General features: G+C 62.6%; 13 protein-coding genes and 1 tRNA gene. 8 read left to right on the top strand and 6 right to left on the bottom strand.

The features are described from left to right. From EN742_RS05775 to EN742_RS05750, 6 genes are all read left to right on the top strand, one after another. Window positions 1–615 (top strand): glycosyltransferase family 2 protein (locus tag EN742_RS05775; protein WP_148670035.1); only part of this gene is annotated, 615 nt, incomplete at its 5' end. Between the two features lie 5 nt (window positions 616–620). Beyond that, complete coding sequence (locus EN742_RS05770) at window positions 621–1772, top strand: glycosyltransferase family 4 protein (RefSeq protein ID WP_127399817.1); 1152 nt, start codon at window positions 621–623, stop codon at window positions 1770–1772. Then, window positions 1772–3742, top strand: coding sequence for a hypothetical protein (locus EN742_RS05765; protein WP_126055874.1), 1971 nt, complete (start codon window positions 1772–1774; stop codon window positions 3740–3742). Before EN742_RS05770 ends, EN742_RS05765 begins: the two co-directional genes overlap by 1 nt. A 100-nt stretch (window positions 3743–3842) precedes the next feature. Beyond that, entirely contained in the window at window positions 3843–4487 is a 645-nt protein-coding gene (locus EN742_RS05760; RefSeq protein ID WP_126055873.1) for a hypothetical protein, read from the top strand. A 14-nt stretch (window positions 4488–4501) separates the two neighbouring features. Further along, a complete protein-coding gene (locus EN742_RS05755; RefSeq protein WP_126055872.1) occupies window positions 4502–5779 on the top strand; it encodes a glycosyltransferase family 4 protein in 1278 nt (425 codons plus the stop codon). Continuing rightward, window positions 5770–7104 carry a hypothetical protein gene (locus EN742_RS05750; RefSeq protein WP_126055871.1) on the top strand — a complete coding sequence of 445 codons (1335 nt, stop codon included), beginning with the start codon at window positions 5770–5772 and terminating at the stop codon, window positions 7102–7104. Before EN742_RS05755 ends, EN742_RS05750 begins: the two co-directional genes overlap by 10 nt. Before the next feature lie 79 nt (window positions 7105–7183). Here EN742_RS05750 and EN742_RS05745 read toward each other — a convergent pair whose 3' ends face one another. From EN742_RS05745 to EN742_RS05720, 6 genes are all read right to left on the bottom strand, one after another. Beyond that, window positions 7184–8356, bottom strand: a complete 1173-nt coding sequence (locus EN742_RS05745) for an acyl-CoA dehydrogenase family protein (protein ID WP_245482271.1) — start codon at window positions 8354–8356, stop codon at window positions 7184–7186. A gap of 41 nt (window positions 8357–8397) precedes the next feature. Further along, window positions 8398–10416 (bottom strand): non-ribosomal peptide synthetase, encoded by a 2019-nt coding sequence (locus tag EN742_RS05740; protein WP_127405387.1) that lies wholly within the window; start codon window positions 10414–10416, stop codon window positions 8398–8400. A gap of 36 nt (window positions 10417–10452) precedes the next feature. After that, window positions 10453–11481: an alpha/beta fold hydrolase gene (locus EN742_RS05735; protein WP_245482272.1), complete on the bottom strand. Its 1029-nt coding sequence runs from the start codon at window positions 11479–11481 to the stop codon at window positions 10453–10455. Between the two features lie 420 nt (window positions 11482–11901). Next, window positions 11902–11986 (bottom strand) — tRNA-Asn (locus tag EN742_RS05730). A gap of 352 nt (window positions 11987–12338) precedes the next feature. Beyond that, entirely contained in the window at window positions 12339–13481 is a 1143-nt protein-coding gene (locus tag EN742_RS05725; protein ID WP_127400068.1) for a GNAT family N-acetyltransferase, read from the bottom strand. Between the two features lie 302 nt (window positions 13482–13783). Then, window positions 13784–15592, bottom strand: a complete 1809-nt coding sequence (locus EN742_RS05720; RefSeq protein ID WP_127405388.1) for a polysaccharide biosynthesis/export family protein — start codon at window positions 15590–15592, stop codon at window positions 13784–13786. Between the two features lie 369 nt (window positions 15593–15961). On the opposite strand from EN742_RS05720, the gene EN742_RS05715 reads away from it, so the two are divergent. Both EN742_RS05715 and EN742_RS05710 read left to right on the top strand, forming a co-directional pair. Then, on the top strand, window positions 15962–16774 hold the full coding sequence (locus EN742_RS05715) for a response regulator transcription factor (protein ID WP_126055868.1): 813 nt from the start codon (window positions 15962–15964) through the stop codon (window positions 16772–16774). Window positions 16775–17338: 564 nt separating this feature from the next. Further along, window positions 17339–17614 carry a hypothetical protein gene (locus tag EN742_RS05710; RefSeq protein ID WP_189347470.1) on the top strand — a complete coding sequence of 92 codons (276 nt, stop codon included), beginning with the start codon at window positions 17339–17341 and terminating at the stop codon, window positions 17612–17614. Window positions 17615–17807 lie beyond the last annotated feature (193 nt).

Raw genomic sequence — 17807 nt, 5'->3', positions numbered from 1 at the left:
ATCGTGGATGGTCGATCGACAGACGACACTGTCGCGGTCGCGCGCGGCCTGCGCGCGGACGTGAAGGTTGTGATGGAGCCCCGCCGGGGCAAGGGCGCTGCACTGCAAGCGGGATTCCGGGCCGCCACAGGCGACATCATCGTCATGCTGGACGCTGATGGCTCCATGGTGCCGGAGCAGGCGATCGTCTTTGTCAGTGCGCTAATGGCCGGCGCGGATCTCGTCAAGGGTTCACGCTTTATCCAGGGCGCCGGTACCGATGACATGTCGCTGTTCCGGATGTTTGGCAACAGGGGGCTGACCCTGTTCGTGCGACTGCTCTATGGCGGTTGGTTCTCCGACCTATGCTACGGATACATAGCCTTCTGGACCAAGCACGTCGGCACGCTGAATTGCGACTGCGATGGCTTCGAGATAGAGACCCTGATCAACGTACGGGCATTGAAGAACCACCTCAATATCGTCGAGGTGGCGAGTTTCGAGGCTCCCCGCATCAGCGGCGAGAGCCATTTGCGCGCAATCCCGGACGGCTGGCGCGTCCTCAAGACCATCCTGCGTGAGAGGGTTCACCAACAGCACAGGCGAGGCGTGACAGCCTGTGATGACGGCGGGTAGGCCTGATGCGAATCCTGATGGTTGCCGCTCGCTGCTATCCCTTCATGGGCGGCACTGAAACTCACATCCAGGAGGTCGGTCCCCGCTTGGTCGCGCGTGGCCACACAGTCGACGTGCTCACCACCGATCCCTCGGGCGAATTGCCGGTTGAGGAGGAGGTGCGCGGCATGCGTGTGCGGCGCGTGCCGGCCTGGCCAAGGGAACTGGACCTCTATGTGGCGCCCGGCATCTATACCGCGATCCGGCGCGGGGCTTGGGATTTGGTCCACTTCCAGGGTTACAGCAGTTTCGTGGTGCCGATCGGACTGCTTGCAGTCATCCGCACCCGTATGCCGTTCGTCCTGACCTTCCACAGCGGCGGGCATTCCTCCCGGCTGCGCAATGCAGTACGCCGCACCCAGCATGCGCTGCTCCGGCCGCTGGTAGCCCGGGCAGCGCGGCTGATCGGCGTCTCCGAATTCGAAGCCGATTTCTTCAGCGCGAGGATGGGCGTGCCGCGGGAGCGGTTTGTCGTCATCCCCAACGGCGCCGCGATGCCGGCTCCGAACCCCGGCGTAAAGGTCGATCCGCACCTGATCGTCTCGGGCGGCAGGCTGGAGCGCTACAAGGGCCATCACCGGGCGATCGCGGCCTTGCCCGACCTGATCCGCCGGGTACCGGACGTACGGCTGCACATCGTCGGTACAGGGCCGTACGAGAGAGAATTGCGGCGCCTCGTCGCGGCGCTCGGCCTCGAGAAGCGGGTCACAATTGCGGGCATCCCCGGATCCGAGCGGCAGAAAATGGCAGACCTGCTGGCGAGTGCCGCGCTGTTCGTGCTGTTCAGCGAGTACGAAGCCCATCCGGTCGCCGTGATGGAAGCCCTGTCGCTGCGCCGCCCGGTCCTGGTCAGCGACACGTCCGGTCTGCGGGAGCTTGCCGCCAATGGCCTGTGCCGGGCGATTTCGTGCAACGCCGGTCCGGGAGAGCTGGCCGCCGCCATGGCCGAGGAACTGGAGGCTCATCGCGAGGTGCCGGATTTGGCGCTGCCCGACTGGGATGCCTGCGCGCAAAAGCTGAGCGACGTCTATTGCGATGTCCTGAGCAGCCGATCCGCGGCCCGATTGACTCCCGGCGGCGTGATGTCGTGGCCTCCTGCGACGGGAGCATCAGGCTGATGACATCGGCTCATTTCACCGCGCGAACCAGGATAAACCCGCTCAGGGCCGGGATACGCTTCGTCTCTGCCGTTATCGGCCCCGACCTTCGCGGCGGCAGCGCAGATCCCTCGCCGCAACGGGCCAACTCCGGATGGATCGCGATCCTGTGCCTGACGGCCGCCGCGGCTCTGCTCCTGATCGTGGCCGGGCACGCGGCCGGGCGCCGGGGCTATGACGTGGCGCCGGTGCTCTTCTGGTCCGGTGTTGTCCTCCTCGTGGTTCCAACCAGCCTCCGCATCGCCTGGCCGACGACAGCCCGCGGCGAGCGCCTGTGCCTTCTGTTCCTGCTTGCCGAAGCCCTATTCTACTGCAAAAGGGTCTATTCCCCGACAAGCTTCAGCGGCTACGACGAGTTCTTGCACTGGATCGCAGCCGAGGATCTTCTCACGGCGCGCCGGCTGTTCCTGTCCAACCCGCTTTTCCCGATCGGGCCAACGTATCCCGCCCTGGAAATCCTGACGACGGCGATCGTCGATCTGACGGGACTGCCCTTGGTTGTGGCGGGGACGCTCTTGTTGGCCGTCCTCAAGGCCACGTTCATCGGTGCCCTGTTTCTGTTCCTCGAAAGCATCGCCGGATCGCCGCGCATGTCGGCCATCGCCTGTCTGGCCTATATGGGCTGCTCGACCTTCTTCCTGTTCGACTCGAGTTTCTCCTACGAGAGCGTCGGCATCGTGTTGTGCGTGCTCACCTTCACGGTCGAAGCAGCGTCCAGGGAGCTCGTCGGGCGACCGAGGCTGAAGTCGTTCGCGCTGATTGCCGTGCTGTTGGCAAGCCTCGCGGTCACGCATCATCTTTCGGCCGCCTTTGCCGCCATCTATTTCGCGGCGCTGGCGGGCCTCGAGGCTTTGCGCCGGCACGACCCCCTGCGGATTGGGGCCGCGGTCGTCGTGGGCCTCACGGCGATCCTGGCCATAGGTCTGCCGTTCCTGTGGATGCAGGCCAGTGGCATCCCTCTCGCAGCCTATTTCGGCCCGGTGATCGAGGCCGGCTTCTCCGCATTGCTCGGGAAGATCCTGGGCGCGGCCACCCCAATATCGGAACACCTCGGAGCGCCGGACAAGGCCCTCTACATGCGGCTGACCACCTTGCTGGCGCTCATCCTGCTGGCACTCGGCCTGGCAACGGGATTCTTTCGGTCGCTGGCCATGGCTGCGCCGAGTGGTGAGCGGTCGGGTTGGCGTCCGATCCAGGCCATTCTCAAACGCCGCTGGCGCGACAGCCGCCTCGTGCTCCTCACCTTACTGGCCTTCGGGCTCCCGGTCTCGGTGGCCTTCCGACTGACCAACGCCGGATGGGAAATCGGCAACCGCATGGGAACGTTCGTGTTCATCGGCGTCGGGATGGTCGTCGCGGTGAGCATCGTCCACTTCTGGCAGGGCCGCACGCCGCGCGGGTGGCGCCGCATCGTACCGGCCGTTGCTCTGGCGGTCATCGTCGTGGGCGGGGTCGCGAGTGCCACGATCAATCCCATCCATGGGCGCTACAGGGTGGCGGCAGATCAGGACTCAGTCGAGCCCATGGGAATCGAAACGGCGCGCTGGGCCAAGGAGTGGCTCGGTGCCGGAAACCACTTCACCTCCGACCGCATCAACCGCCTTCTGCTTGCGAGCTACGGCCGGCAGGACGTCAGGGTCAAGATCAAAGAAGGCGTCGATGCCGCGCGCATATTCGAGGGTGAGACATTGGGGCCTGAAGAGTTTTGGGCCTTGGCAGGAAGCGACATTGATTTCCTGCTGGTGGACCTGCGCCTGACCACGGCTCCGCCGGTGCTGGGCTTCTACTTTCAGCCGTGGCAACGGCAGAAGGGACTGCCGCTTTCGGGCGCAGCGCTGCTCAAGTTCAATGATGTCCAGGGCGTCGCCCGCATTTACGACAACGGCTCGATCGTGATCTACGACGTGAGGGGATTGCATGGGAATTCCTAACAAGCGGGACCTCCTGGTCGCCTGTCTGTGGGCGGCGGTCACGGTGGCGGCCGTTGCGCTCAGCGACAGCGTGTTCCTCCGTACCCTCTTGGGTGCGCCCATGATGTTCGTCGTCTCGGGCCACTCGATTCTGCGGGCCATTGGCGTCCGGACCACCTCGGTGCTGCAACACCTCACCTACGCGGTCGGAGCAAGCTTGGCCGCCGGCATTGCCGGGGGCTTTGCCCTGAACGCCACAGGCTTCCTTACGCCGCTCGGCTGGGCGGTCTGGTTCTGCGCGGTGACAGCCGCCGCGGCGCTGGTGGCCGCCATCCGACGCGACACTCCCGATCTGCCAGCCCGGCCGGCGCTTGCGCCGCTGCGACTTTGGCAGGGGGCCGCGGTGATGCTAGCGGTGCTTGTGGCGAGCGGAGCCTACGCGCTGGCCGTCCGGGACGAAGCGGCCCACCGGGAATTCAAGTACACGGAGTTCTGGCTGTTGCCATGGGCCAGCGCCGGGTCCGGCCGGATCACCGTCGGCATCAGGAGCGCCGAGACCCAACCTCAGCGATTCGACCTGGAAATCACTCTTGATGGGCAACCGTACGCCGTTTTCCGATCGATCGCGGTCGCGCCGGGCGACACCTGGACGCAGGAAATCCCGGTGCCCGCCTTGGCAACTCGCCAGACGGCCGAGGCGCGGCTCTATCGACCGGAGGATAACCGGCTCTATCGCAGGGCTTCGACGCTGGTGCCGCGCAACTGAAATGAGGTTCGATCATGCGCATCCTGCTGCTGTCGCAGTTCTATCCCCCGGTGATCGGGGGAGAGGAGCGGCACGTCCGCAATCTCGGCGCAGCTCTGGCGCAGCGGGGCCATCATGTCAGCGTCGGGACCTTGATGCATCCCGGATCTCCCGAAACCGAGCTGGACGGCGCGGTCCGCGTGCATCGCCTGCGCGGCACGCTCCAGCGGCTGTCGGGCCTCCACACCGATCCCGAGCGCCGCCATGCACCGCCCTTCCCGGATCCCGAACTGGTGCTTGCCCTGAAGCGGCTGGTCGCCCGGGAGGAGCCGGACATCGTTCACGCCCATAACTGGATTTACGCGTCCTTCCTGCCGCTCAAAGGTCTGAGTGGTGCACGCCTCGTGGTTACACTCCACGATTACGGCCTTGTCTGCGCGAAGAAGAACTTCATGCACTTGGGCGCCAATCTCTGCAGTGGGCCAGCGCCGGCAAAGTGCCTGCCCTGCGCAACAGGGCATTACGGCGCGGTGAAGGCGGCCGCGACCAGCTTGGGCAACTGGGCATCGAGCTTCGCCGCTCGGCGCGTGGTGGACCGCTTTATCGCAGTGAGCCACGCGGTGGCCCGTCACACCGGACTCACCCAAGGCCGTGCTCCTTACGACGTCATCCCCAACTTCGTGCCTGACGATGTCGAAGTGCTTGGCCCGGAAGATGCCTGCCTGCGGGGACTCCCCGGGAGTGAATTCATCCTGTTCGTCGGCGACTTGACGCGCCTCAAAGGCATTGACGTTCTCCTGCAAGCCTATGCCAGCCTGGAGCGTGCGCCGCAACTTGTCCTGGTCGGGCGCCGGGTCGCCGATACGCCAACCGAGTTTCCGCCGAACGTTCTAGTCTTCAACATGTGGCCGCATTCCGCCATCATGCATGCATGGCGGCGCTCACTGTTCGGCGTGCTGCCGTCGGTGGGGCCAGAAGCCTGCGCGACAGTGATCATGGAAGCGATGGCGTCCGGAAAGGCAGTCGTTGCAACCGACATCGGCGGCATGCCGGATATTGTCGACCATGGCGAAACAGGCCTTCTCGTGCCGAGCGGCGACGCGCAGGCCCTCGCCAACGCAATGCAGACACTTCTTGAGGACCGCGCCTTGCTCGCCCGGCTGGAGGCGACAAGCCTCGCCAAGGTCGAGCGCCTCAAGGCCGGAGCGGTGGTGACCCGGATCGAGCAGGTCTACCGGGACGTCCTGCGCCCAGCCGCCGCCAGGTCCGCGGTGCCGGCGCAGCAAGGTTCGGGACAGCAACCATGTCGGTAGACCGCGCCGGAACGGCCATTGTTCGCGTGCGTCGAGAGCTTCGAAAGAGTGCCGCGCTCGTAATGAATTCCGGCGCTCTGGCAATCGGAACGACTGCCGCGGCCGGCCTCGGGTTTGTCTATTGGTGGCTCGCGGCGCGGCTGTTTTCGCCGGACGTGATCGGCAACACCGCAGCGCTGCTGTCCGTGATGGGGCTTATCGGCACGCTGGGCGAGGCGGGGCTCGGAACCATGCTGGTGGGCGAGATCGTCCGGAATCCTGGCAGGGAGCGCGGCCTGGTGGCCGCAGCAGCGTGCGTCGGGGTGGCGCTGGCGGTCGGCCTCGCCTTGTTGTTCGTCCTCGGGCATGCCTACTTCTACAGCTCGAGTGCGCTGATCGGCGGCTGGTTCGAGGGTATTGCGTTCGTCCTCGGCTGCGGCCTGACCGTTCTCGCCATCGTGGCCGACCAGGCATTCCTGGGCAACCTGCGCAGCGCCGGCAGGATGATCCGGCTGGTGCTGTTCGGCATGTTGAAGCTGATGCTGATCGCCGCCGCCGCGGCTGCCGGCTACACCTCCCATGTCGCGCTTCTTCTGAGCTGGGCGGCCGGCCTGCTGGCGTCCCTCGTCGGCGTGGACCTGTTGACGCGCGGCGGTGCGCGTCAACTCGTTGGGCCTCCCGACTTCCAACTGCTCCAAACGCTCCGCAAGAAGGTCTTCGACCACTACGCGCTCGACGTGGCCCTGCAGGCGCCGGGCCTCATCATGCCTTACCTCGTGCTGGTTCTACTGTCGCCGGCCATCAATGCTGCCTTCGTGTGCTTGTGGATGTTGGTCTCCATCGCCTCGTTGATTCCCGCAGCCATGGCCACGGTCCTGTTCCCCGTAGTGCGAGCGAGCCCGAAACAATCCAGACATGACATCCTTTTGTCGGTGATGGCGTCATTGCTCTTCTCGCTAGTCTGCGCCGTCTTCGTCTTCACCTATTCGCAGACGATCCTGGCGGTCTTCAATCCGGCCTATCCTGAGATCGCCGGATCGAGCCTGCGCTTCCTCGGCTTCAGCCTGCTGGGATCAACGCTTAAATTTCATGCCTGCACGCTGGCGCGGTTGGGCGACAGGATGCGCAAGGCATCTCGCTGGTTCGCGCTTGGCGGATTGCTGGAGCTGTGCTTCGTGATCGCGGGAGCGAAGCTCGGTGGACTTCAAGGCCTGGTCCTGGGCTGGACGCTCGCCGTCAGCATCGAGGGTGCGTGTGCGGCCCTCATCTTGGCCTTCGCGACGAATCTGGATTCTGCCGCCGGCCCTGTGCACGATGAACCGCCCCCCTCGTCGCTCAAGACCTGAGATGTCGTGCATGGCGGCCAGGATGCGATCCTTGAGCTGGGGTTTGCATGCGACGCATGATGTGGCGGCGGCGTTTTGCTCACGACATCGACGCGACCACCTCCAGCATCACCTCCGTCGCGCCGCCGGCGATGGTTAGGACGCGGGCGTCACGCGTTATCCGCTCGATCGGACTCTCGCGCATGACGCCCATGGCGCCGTGGAATTGCACGCATGCATAGGCGACCTCGTTGACGAGTTCGCCGCAGATGGCCTTCAACATCGAGATCTCGCGCAGGCAATCTTCGTCGGCCGCCATGCGCCAAGCTGTGGCATAGAGAAACTGGCGGCCTGCCTCCACCTTCGCAGAGAGCATCGCGAGACGTTGACGGATCGCCTGCATGTCCCATAGGGCGCCCCCGAATGCGCGGCGGGCTTTCACCCAGGCGAGGGTCATATCGATCGCCGCCTCGGCCGTCCCTATCGCCATGGCCGCGAGGACAAGGCGCTCGTTCTGGAAGTTGCGCATGATGGAGTAGAAGCCCTGTCCCTCCGCGCCGAGGACGTTCTCCGCGGGGATACGGCAACCGTCGAAGACGAGCTCCGCCGTATCGGAGGAGCGCCAGCCGTGCTTGTCCAACTCCCGGGCAACGCTGAACCCGGGCGTGCCCTTCTCGACGAGGAACATCGTGATTCCGTTGCTTCCTGCCGAGGGATCAGTCTTGGCGGCGACGCAGTAGAGATCTGCGTGGACGCCATTTGTGATGTAGAGCTTCGTGCCATCGAGGACGTAAGTGTCGCCCTCTCGGAGCGCGCGCGTGCGGATGGCCTTCACGTCCGAGCCCGCATCCGGCTCCGTGATGGCGACCGCGGTGATCACCTCGCCGCTGATAATGCCCGGCATCCAGCGGGCCCGCTGGGCTTTGGTTCCGTCGTGAAAGACGTACATGGAAGCCATGTCGCTGTGGACCAGCATCGCATCGGCGGCGCCGCCAAAGGTCGAGCGCCCGAGCTCCTCGGCGAAGACCGTCGATGCAACCGCGTCCATCTCGGCACCACCATACTCGGCCGGGTAGCGGATGCCGAAGAAGCCGAGTTCGCCCATGCGGCGCAGGACCTTACGGGGAATGAACCCATCCTCTTCCCAGCGATCCGCGCAGGGCTTGATCTCCTCCTCGACGAACCGGCGGACCTGGTCCCGTAAGAGCTCATACTCCCCCGCTACCCAAGGCAGCCCCGATCCACGCGAAGGTACCCAAGCTTTGTCCATCATCTTCATCCGCCCCAGGGCCATTCGGAGGGCCGTCCGATAGGCTAGAGTTCGATTTCCTCTCTCGGTCCCTCGCGTGAGGGGACTCTGGAATCGGCCACCCAGCGCATTGCGTCGATCATTTCCGCCAGTCCGGCCACTGTCGGTCGCTCGAAGAGATTGCGAAGCTGCACGTCGACCCCGAAGGTCTTTTGCATGCGCGACACCGCCCGCATCACCAAGAGCGACTGCCCGCCCAGGCCAAAGAAGTTGTCGTCACGGCCGATCGACTCGACCTTGAGGAGATCGCACCACAGCGCGGCCAGCGTCTTCTCGGTCTCCGTCGAGGGGGCGGCGAAGTCTTGTGCAGGCTGGATGTTTTCCGCCGTCGGTTCGGGAAGCGAGACGCGGTCGATCTTCCCGTTGGACGTGAGCGGCATCCGTTCGAGGCGAACATAGTGTGTCGGAATCATGGGCTCCAGGAGTTCTTCGGCAAGGTGGGCGCGCAGGGCCGCCACGGTCACAGGTTTCGACGAGACATAATAGGCCACAAGTCGTGCGATGCCGTCTTCGACCGCTGGCGGCTCGACATGGCCGTTTTGGGCCATTGTTTGTATCGCTGGTTTCACCACCGAGGTGGCGATGGCGGCGACGGCGCATTCCTGAACATGCGGGTGCTTCAGAAGCCGGGCTTCGATCTCGCCCAGTTCGATACGAGCGCCACCAACCTTAACCTGATGATCGGCGCGGCCGAGAAAGTCCATGCGCCCATCCGAGTTCCAGCGGGCGAGATCGCCCGTCTTGTACAGCCGCAGCTTCGAAAACCGGTCTCGGGGATCGGTGGCCGTGAGGAAACGTTCGTCAGTGAGGTCAGGGCGATTGAAATAACCTCTCGCCAGGCCGTCGCCGGCAATGAACATCTCACCGATAATGCCGGGGATGGTGGGCTGATGTGCCTTGTTGAGGACGTAGATGCCCGCATTGGCGGCCGGAACGCCGATCGGCACCGATGCGGATTGATCCCGGTCGATGTCGAAACGGTGTATCATGCAGCCCACAGTCGCTTCGGTTGGTCCGTATTCGTTGTAGATCTCGATAGGATGGGGAATGGCTTTCGTGATATCGCGAGCCAATCCGGCCTTGAAGTCCTCGCCACCCACGATGAACTTGCGCAGCCTTGTGGTCTCAAGATTGCGGTCGCGGATCATCGCGAGATGCGCCGGCGTCAGCTTCATGATATCGACGGCATTGTCGTCGATGACCTTGAGCACGACCATGCTCTGGACCTCGGGATCACCAAGATAGACCACGATGCGGCCACCGGTGATGAGTGGCGTGAAGAGCGTCGTGACGGTCAGGTCGAAGGCGAGGGATGAGAAAAGCGGCCATGCGAGACGTTCGCCGGAACTGTACACCCGCGCGGCCCACCAGATGTAGTTCACCAGGCTCCGATGCTCGATCACGACGCCTTTGGGCGTGCCGGTCGAGCCGGAGGTGAAGATGATATAGGCGGCGCCATCCGGAGTGGCAGCCGACGGTCGGGCCGAGTCCGGCTGATTCAAGATCGACCCGAAATCGGCGTCGAGCACGAAAATGTCGGCAAGGTTCGGGGAAATGACGGACTGCAGACGCGCCTGAGTGACCGCCACCGGCGCCCGCCCGTCGGTCCCGTCGGCAATGTCCTTCAGGATTGTTGCAAGACGCCCCTTCGGTGTTGCCGCATCCACCGGCACATAGGCTGCGCCCGACTTCAGGACGCCTAAGATCGCGACGACGACTTCAAGAGAGTGCTCCATGAACACAACGGCAATCCGACCCGGCCCCACGCCGGTCGAGCTCAGATGCGCGGCCATCTGGTTGGAACGTTCGTCGAGCTGCTGATACGTCAGCGCTGCGTCGCCGAAGCGGATCACTTCGGCGTCAGGACTACGCACCACCTGGTCGCGGAAGAGATCGATGATCGTCCTGTCCGACGGGTAGGGCGCTGCCGTGGCGTTGTATTCGATAACCAGCGCCCGCTGATCGGCATCTTCCAGCAGGGGAAGCGCTACGCCCTCCGCCGCGATTGGTAGGACTTCATTCATGAGATACGCTCCCCATTGCAGAAATCAAAAAATCAATCACCTCAATCGTTCAGCTTGCCCGGTTGCTTGGCGATAAACCTCTGCGATGGCAGGTGCGTCCGGTTCCTCCAGCATAAGGGTATCGTTGCAGTCCTCGGGCCCGAAATAGAACTCGGCATGGGGCACCACTCGAAGCCATCGGCGCGGTGCTGCACCCGATCGCATCCAGGCCTTGTTCGGAAGGAATATACAAACTCGGCCCGAATACGGCGTGGGAACGTACCGCCGCAAAGCCGTGATCGCCGTGGATTTGAGTCGAGCTCTGCTCGCCAGCACCGGATCCGTCGGGACCGGCTCATTGCTCTTGCGAATGGGGGTCACGAGGCTGCGGACGCGCTCGCCGAGATTGCGGAGGCGACTGCCGAAAAATCGGAGACGAGCGCCGAATGTCGGCAGCTTGGCTGCCTCTCGCAGGAACGAATCGGCGCTACGCTTGGCAAGGAAAAAGAGCAGACGCGGCGATTCCCCATAGGTGGTGGGGTGAAGCGGGCCAAAGAGCGCCGTGCATGGGATCTCCGCTCCGCGTTGGCGCAGGATTTTCGCCAGCTCGAGAGCGGTTGCAGCGCCGGAGCAGTAACCGGCGATGATGTACGGACCGGTGGGCTGATATTCTAAGATCTGGCGGGCGAAATATTCGGCGATGTCTTCGACGCGGTCCATCGGCTCGCTTTGCCCATCGAAGCCAGGCGGCTGGAGTGCGTAAAACGGTTGATCGCCGCCCAGGTGCTTAGACAGGTCCGAGAATGAGAAGGGCGCCCCGATATGCCCGGGTACGGCGTAAATGGGCGTGCGTGTTCCGCGAGCTTGCAGGGGAATGATTGCAGACTGTTGCCGGGCCGCCACCGCGGCCATAGTCAGAAACGCGATGATTTCGCCCTTCCGGTCCCGCAACTGGTCGGTAGACTCCGCCGTCAGAGTGCCTGCGGGGGCATTGCACCGCAGCCGGTCGCCCTCCACCCAGACCTTGATGTCTTTGACCGCGAGGTCCGCGAGAAGCTCCGGGATCTGCATCACGTCCGCCGACATTGGGCCTCCCGACATGCGAGTGAAGCGCTGTCCCGTGCCTTGCGTGCCCTCGTTTATCCGCAGTGCATCGTAAGCGAATGATGGCATCGCGGGCACTTCAATTCCGGACTACCAATTCCGGACTACCACCGCCTAAGCCCCACCCCAAGGCCTTGGAGATAGCCTCCAGCCGGGTCAAGCGCCGGAGGAAGCCCTGCCAGCCAATCTTCCGGACCACGGGCGGTGTAGGACCCATACTCGGAGGCGGAAAAGCAGAGCGCTGCGATCTCGTCCGCTTCGGGCACAGGGAGAACGCTCACCCCCGACCTCCTGCCTGGTAGAGGGCGACGACGGCGACCTCTCCGGATCGTGAGGCACTGAAGCGCAAATCGCGAGCAGCTACCTGGGCCGAAAGGGTCCTTGCTCAACAACCCGAAATGGTGGCTCCAGCGGTAGGAGTCGAACCTACAAGCCTCTCGGCGCCGCATCAACAGTGCGGTGCGTCTACCAATTCCGCCACGCTGAAACATAGATCTGAGAGCCCGCCGCGCGAACTGGTGCTTTGATCCCGAGTTGAACGGGAGACGCACTCTGCTTCAGACAGCCGCTCTGAGGGCGAGCTATACAGAGCAAACATGGATGCCAAGGCAGGCCCGGAACCTACAAATCCTTCCCTTTCAGAGCGGGCTGCGCCCGGTCCGCGCAGGGTCGCTGCTAGTGACCGCCCGTGGGGTTCGGCACCGACAATGGTCGAGTCGCACGATCCCGACAAACAGCACCCCCTGCTGGTACTCGCCTGCCCAAGAGCTGGATCCGCGAACCGATTGTCCAAGAAACCTGCCTCCAATCAGACTGGCCGCCCTGCTTGGGTCGACGCTTCAAGCCACGGCCTCTCTCATATTCGTAGCAATGGTCCCTAGCACCCGCTTGGCACCGCGCAGCTTTGCCTCGATGCGGCGCTCCGGACCGTCTCTGCCTATTGCGATCCACTTCATGGGATGCTCGGCATTGGCCAGATGGGACTTGTGCCCGGAGAACCCAGCCAGAAAATCGTAGCCGCACTCGCCACGCCCGATGCTGTCCTCAATTGCCAGAACATGGCTGACAAGCCCGGGCTTGAGCCGGCCGTCGCGCTCATAGAGAAAGCCGCTTTGATAGTTGTAGACACGGCCGTCATGCACGAAATTGTAGAGGATTCCGATTGTCTGCTCTCCAGCCAATGTCCGTGAGATGCGGACCGTCCCGGCGGGAACTCCGAGTGAGATGAGCTCCTCGTGAAATCGACGGAAGCTCGGATTGGCAAAGGCTCCCTTGCGTCCCCACCGCGCCTGATGAAGCTCGGCGAGCAAATTAAATGCGGCGAGCGCCTCCGATGTCACTTCCATAGTCCGGAACGCAATGGGGCCGCGTTCAGCATATAGCCGCATGGCACGGCTTACCGTCTGCCGAGTGTTGCGGCCCAAGGTGGCGCGGAAATTTCCGCCTTTCTGGCGGACTTTAGCGAAATCAATCCACCGCGCCGTATCGTCCGCTCTCACATCGGTAAGGAGTCCAGCCCGGCCTGCGGTGCGACAAGCGGCCAACTCAAAGTCCGGATCAATACCGGAGAGCACCAACTGGTCAGAGTAGCGCAAGTGATGCGCTAAGGCCTCGAGGCATGCCACTCTGGTGGCATCGGCCAAGGATCGCTCCGCAAGTATGTTGTTGTACTCGATGAACAGTCGATCGAAACGAGCATCTCCGGTTTCATTGAGTAGCCAGCGCGCCCGCGCATGCAGCCCGAAACTCCAGGCCCTTCGCCGGCAAACAATCGCCAACCCAACGATTCTGCTTGACGTCCGGGCGACCAGAACATGTGGTTGCGCGCCCCCCGGCAGATGCCGCAGCCAGGTTCCGATCCAGAGCCAGGACAGATAGAATGAGTAAGTTGCTCGGGCTTCGAGCTCCTTCCAAATGGTCTCAAGTCTCGCGATGTCGGGCAAGGCCTCCACGGTAACGTCGATAACCGTATCCTGGCGCATGGCTTGTCCTACTGAAGGCACACGATAGGGTTCTGCACCGATGACTGAGACATCAAGAACTCCTGTCCTCGACGCGCGCTGCTGTTCAGCCAGGGAGCGCTCGGGGTTTGCCCTGTTTGGCCTATTTGGAGAAGTCTCGTATCGCCGGCGCGGGAAGTGAAGACCCTATTCCTGACTACCCATGGCGGGCAGTCCATGCCGATATTTGAAACTCAGCTGAGGCGGACCTGCTCGTTCATGAAACGGTTCAAGCTGTCGGCGAGTGGTCGTTTGGCGCTTCCCACTCGTTTCCTTGCAGGGCATCAATTCGGACCGATCCTCTCCTCCGCCACCTCGCTGCCAAGCCCTGCATCGTTGGCAGTGGACGCCGTCGGCGACGAGGTCGGGACCGGCGAGCCGCCCAGCTCTCTTGGCTCGCCGTCGCCCACGATAATGTTGACGAGGTCGCCCGGCTGCAGCAGGGTCATTCCGAGGGACTCGATGCTGACCGGTCCGGCTGCCGATTGCCGCACGATTTGATAGGTTACGCTGTTCGCGTCCTTCACAGACTGGGCGCGGGTCATCGGCAGCGTGTCCAGGACGCCTTCGCTGGCGTTCAACTCGCGCATATTGGCCGCGATCTGGGTCTCGGTGGACTCGATCTCGACCTCCAGATCGTTCATGAGGTCGGCCCGGATCTGCAACGACTCTGCCTCTAGCGAAGCGAGGCGCTGCTTGGCCATGGCGTACTGGTTGAGGGCATCCTTCCGACGCTGTTCCGCGTCGGACAACTCGCTCCGGACCTGATCCATCACCGTCATGCTGAGAACGTTGCGGTCCACGAGCGTGCGCATGCTGTTGACGCGCTCCTGGCGCAGCTTGATGAGCTCGTCGAGCGAGTCCATGCGCCCATACGCGGCAACATCCTGCCTGGCCGCCTCCAGTGCACGAAAAATCGTGCGCTCGCGATCTTTGCGGGCCGTTGCGACGGCCTTGCGCCGGTCGCTCTGCTCGCTGATGAGGTTGGCGGCTTCAGTCGCGCCGGCCAACTCCAGCAGCTGGCGTGGAATCTTGGGCGCCGTACCGTCGCGCTCGGCTCTCAGCACCGCCACGCGAGCGAGCAACTTCAACATTGCATCGATCGCCCCGCTACGCTTCTGGCTTTCACGCACGGCTTCGATCTTCTGCCACGGCTCGCCCTGGCCCTGGTCGAGTCCGCCGGCCAGCGCGATGGCGTGCAGGATCGTCATGCCGGGCGCGTACTTGAACGAGCCTGGATTCTTGACTGGCCCCAGCACGTAAATGGGCGGTCGCTCCAGCGACAGGATGTTGACCAGCCCCTTGCGGCCCAGCAATTGTTCGAAGGTTTCCGCCAGGTCGGCCTGTACCTGTTGCGTCGACCGGTTGGCGACCGGAATGAAGCCAAGCAAGGGCACGGAAATCGTGCCGTCTTCTTGGACCATGTACTCGCCGCTCAGTTCCGGACGCTGCAGGATGCCGCGCAGGGCTGAGGCTGAGGACGCGCCCCCCCATTTGTCTTCCTCGACCTCGACGCGCTCGTAGAACACGACCCTGAGACGGTCGCCGACGCCGAACAGGCTTCCGGTTTCTGGCGCCGTGCCGAGGGTTTTGGGGCGCCCGGCACTGGTGGGGACGGCAGGGATGACGCTCCCTTCGACCAACGTCACGGCCGGCGCATCCGGTCCCTTGCCGAGGGTTTTGGGGCGCTCGGCAATGGCGGGGACGGCAGGGACGACGCTCGCCTCGACCAAGGTCGCGGCCGACGCATCCGGTCCCGACACGATCGCGCGGGAGGGTTCGGCCCTGGCTTGAACCGGTTGATCTTGCCAGCTATCGATAGCAGCAGACACCTTCTGTACCACGGCTTCGGAGATATCCTCGACCTTCTGCACCGCGGCTCCGGAGATATCCTCGAGCTTCTGCGCCACGGCCCTGGAAACAACCCCGATGGTCTCCCGGTTGAGGGGCTCCAAGTTTCTGACCGCGGCCCCTCCCAGGACGGCGACACCGGAGAGTCCAAAGACCAGCAGGATGGCCCTTATTCCCCTGATCCGTCGGCCGCCGGCCCGTGACGAGGGAGTGACGGGCTCGGAATTGTGTTCTGTGGCCATGGCGTGTGGCTTTCACCTTCAATGGTGACGATGCCGCCCCGAACTGGTCGAGCACGGGTCGACGGGCAAGACTCTTCCTCATCGTGACCCTTCACCGCCTGCGGCACAACTATCCCTTTGTGGGCACTCCTTCCGGATAAGGCACCGACTTGGACGAACTCGTCCAATGCGCTACGCTGCGAAGAATGCAGGCCCGCCGCCTGCATCATACCTTCCCCAAGGCCAACAGGTTTGAGAAATCCCGATGGTCCCGAGACGCTGCCCCTACGCCTAAAGAGGGTATTTGGGTGTAGGGTTTTCCTAGCGTAACCTTAAAAGATATGCGGTTGGCGCCCCGAGCGCCTTACCGGGCGTGTTGGGGAGGCTACGATGACAAAACAATCTTTCATGACGGTGCTTGTCGGGCCGAGCGAGTTACTCCGAGAAGGCCTTAGTCGAATCTTGGATACAGCAAAGTTTCGTATTCTTTTCTCTGCGGCTTGTGTTCACGATCTTCTGCAGAAGCCGCTACCCCAGCACCGACCGATCTTGCTCATCCTGGATGTCGGCGGTACTGATGCAGATGCTGAATTCGCACAAATTGCCGACTTTAAAGCGATTTGTTCGAACAGCCACGTCGTTGTGCTGGCCGATCACTGTCGATCGAGCGATATAGTTTCGGCCTTTCGTGCGGGAGCTGACGCATATTTATCAAAAGTCGCTCCTTCCGACACGTTCATCAAAGCTCTCGAGTTGGTTATGCTCGGGCAGACGGTGTTACCTGTGGAGCCTTCGACATTTATTCAGGACATAAGGCATGATCTTAAATATGACGCGGTGACGGATGATGTGACAGTCGCAGCTGCTAAAATGGAGAATGTCGACAGAGACCTGTCAATTTTGTCGGACAGGGAAAAATGTATTCTACGTTGCTTGATCAAAGGGGATTCTAACAAAACCATCGCGCGCGAGATTAGAATCGCCGAAGCTACGGTGAAGGTCCACGTCAAGGCGATCCTTCGAAAGATTCGGGTTCGTAATCGTACGCAGGCTGCTGTTTGGGCGATGAATCATGGTGTGCTCACCCCCGCGACTGGCCCGTCAGGGAACGAAAAGATGGCAACTCAGCCCTCTCATTTTCCGCAAGATCTGTTTGAAGCACGGAAGGGGTACCACTTTCTCGAGAACGCTCATCCGATTTGACCGCTTATTCGGGGCTGATGCATTCGCTCGCCTCGATGCGAAGCTCCGCGATGAAAACGCGTAGGTTCAAATCACCCCGGCGACGGTAGCAAAGAGCTGCCGTGGAGACGTATCGCCATGGGCGCGTGACGATGTAAAGAACCCAGACGAGATGTAACCCACTCTAGGTTCGATGCCCGGGAGGACCACTGGAGGGTCTTCGCTTACCTGCCCGCTTGTGGCCGATGTATCGGATGGCAAAATCGACTTCTTTCCACGACCGCTTCGGCACGCAACGCCGTAAGATCTTGTTCGACCGGGAGGCACTCGCGAGACTTGCGAGGTGCCCGGAATGGAATGCATGGCACCCCAACCATTTGGCCGAGGCTCCCGCGCTTGGGAAGGTCAAAATTCCATGGCAATTGCACATTCCAGTGCAAAAAAAGGACGGTGGATCATGCGGTGAAAGAGCTTGACTCGCCGGCGATCTGCTAACAGATTCGTGCGTGTCGTTATGCGGGACGTTTACAGGAAACAGACAAAGAGCTTTTTGCTATCCATTTGAAGTTGAGGGGATTTATCAAGGTGAGCAAAGCATCGATTGCTCCTGGATTTTCGCTCAACGAAGCTCGAATCGGAACGGTCGAGGGTGGAGAGCTGGGGCTCCTGGTCTGGAAATTCGACCAACTGGTTGCAGTCCTGACTCGGATCGACGAGGAAGCCTACTCCACGAAGGGCAAATGGTTCCTCGAGACGGGGTTCGGGTTGCTGAGCGGGCAGCACAAGAATTTCGATACGATTGAGGACGCCGTGAGTTGGGTAGGCAGATATACCTTCCCCGACTCTGCCCACTCTGATTGATCGGCGGCTGTTAATCCAAATCCCGGTTGGCTTTCGGAAAGGAAGCCGGTCGCTTCCTTTCTTGCGCGGTCGCCCTCGAGCCCGCGCCGAAGCGAGGCTGGCACCTCCGATGCCATTCACCGCAACGGAGGTCCCGCGAAACTTACTTGGGATCACTTTCAGCGAGTGTTCGTTCCGCGAAGAGATCCTTGAC

The sequence above is a fragment of the Mesorhizobium sp. M4A.F.Ca.ET.020.02.1.1 genome (genome assembly GCF_004022645.1).
GTDB lineage: Bacteria > Pseudomonadota > Alphaproteobacteria > Rhizobiales > Rhizobiaceae > Mesorhizobium.
The sequence above is the reverse complement of the archived record's forward strand: the minus strand, read 5'-3'. Positions and strand labels throughout refer to the sequence as shown.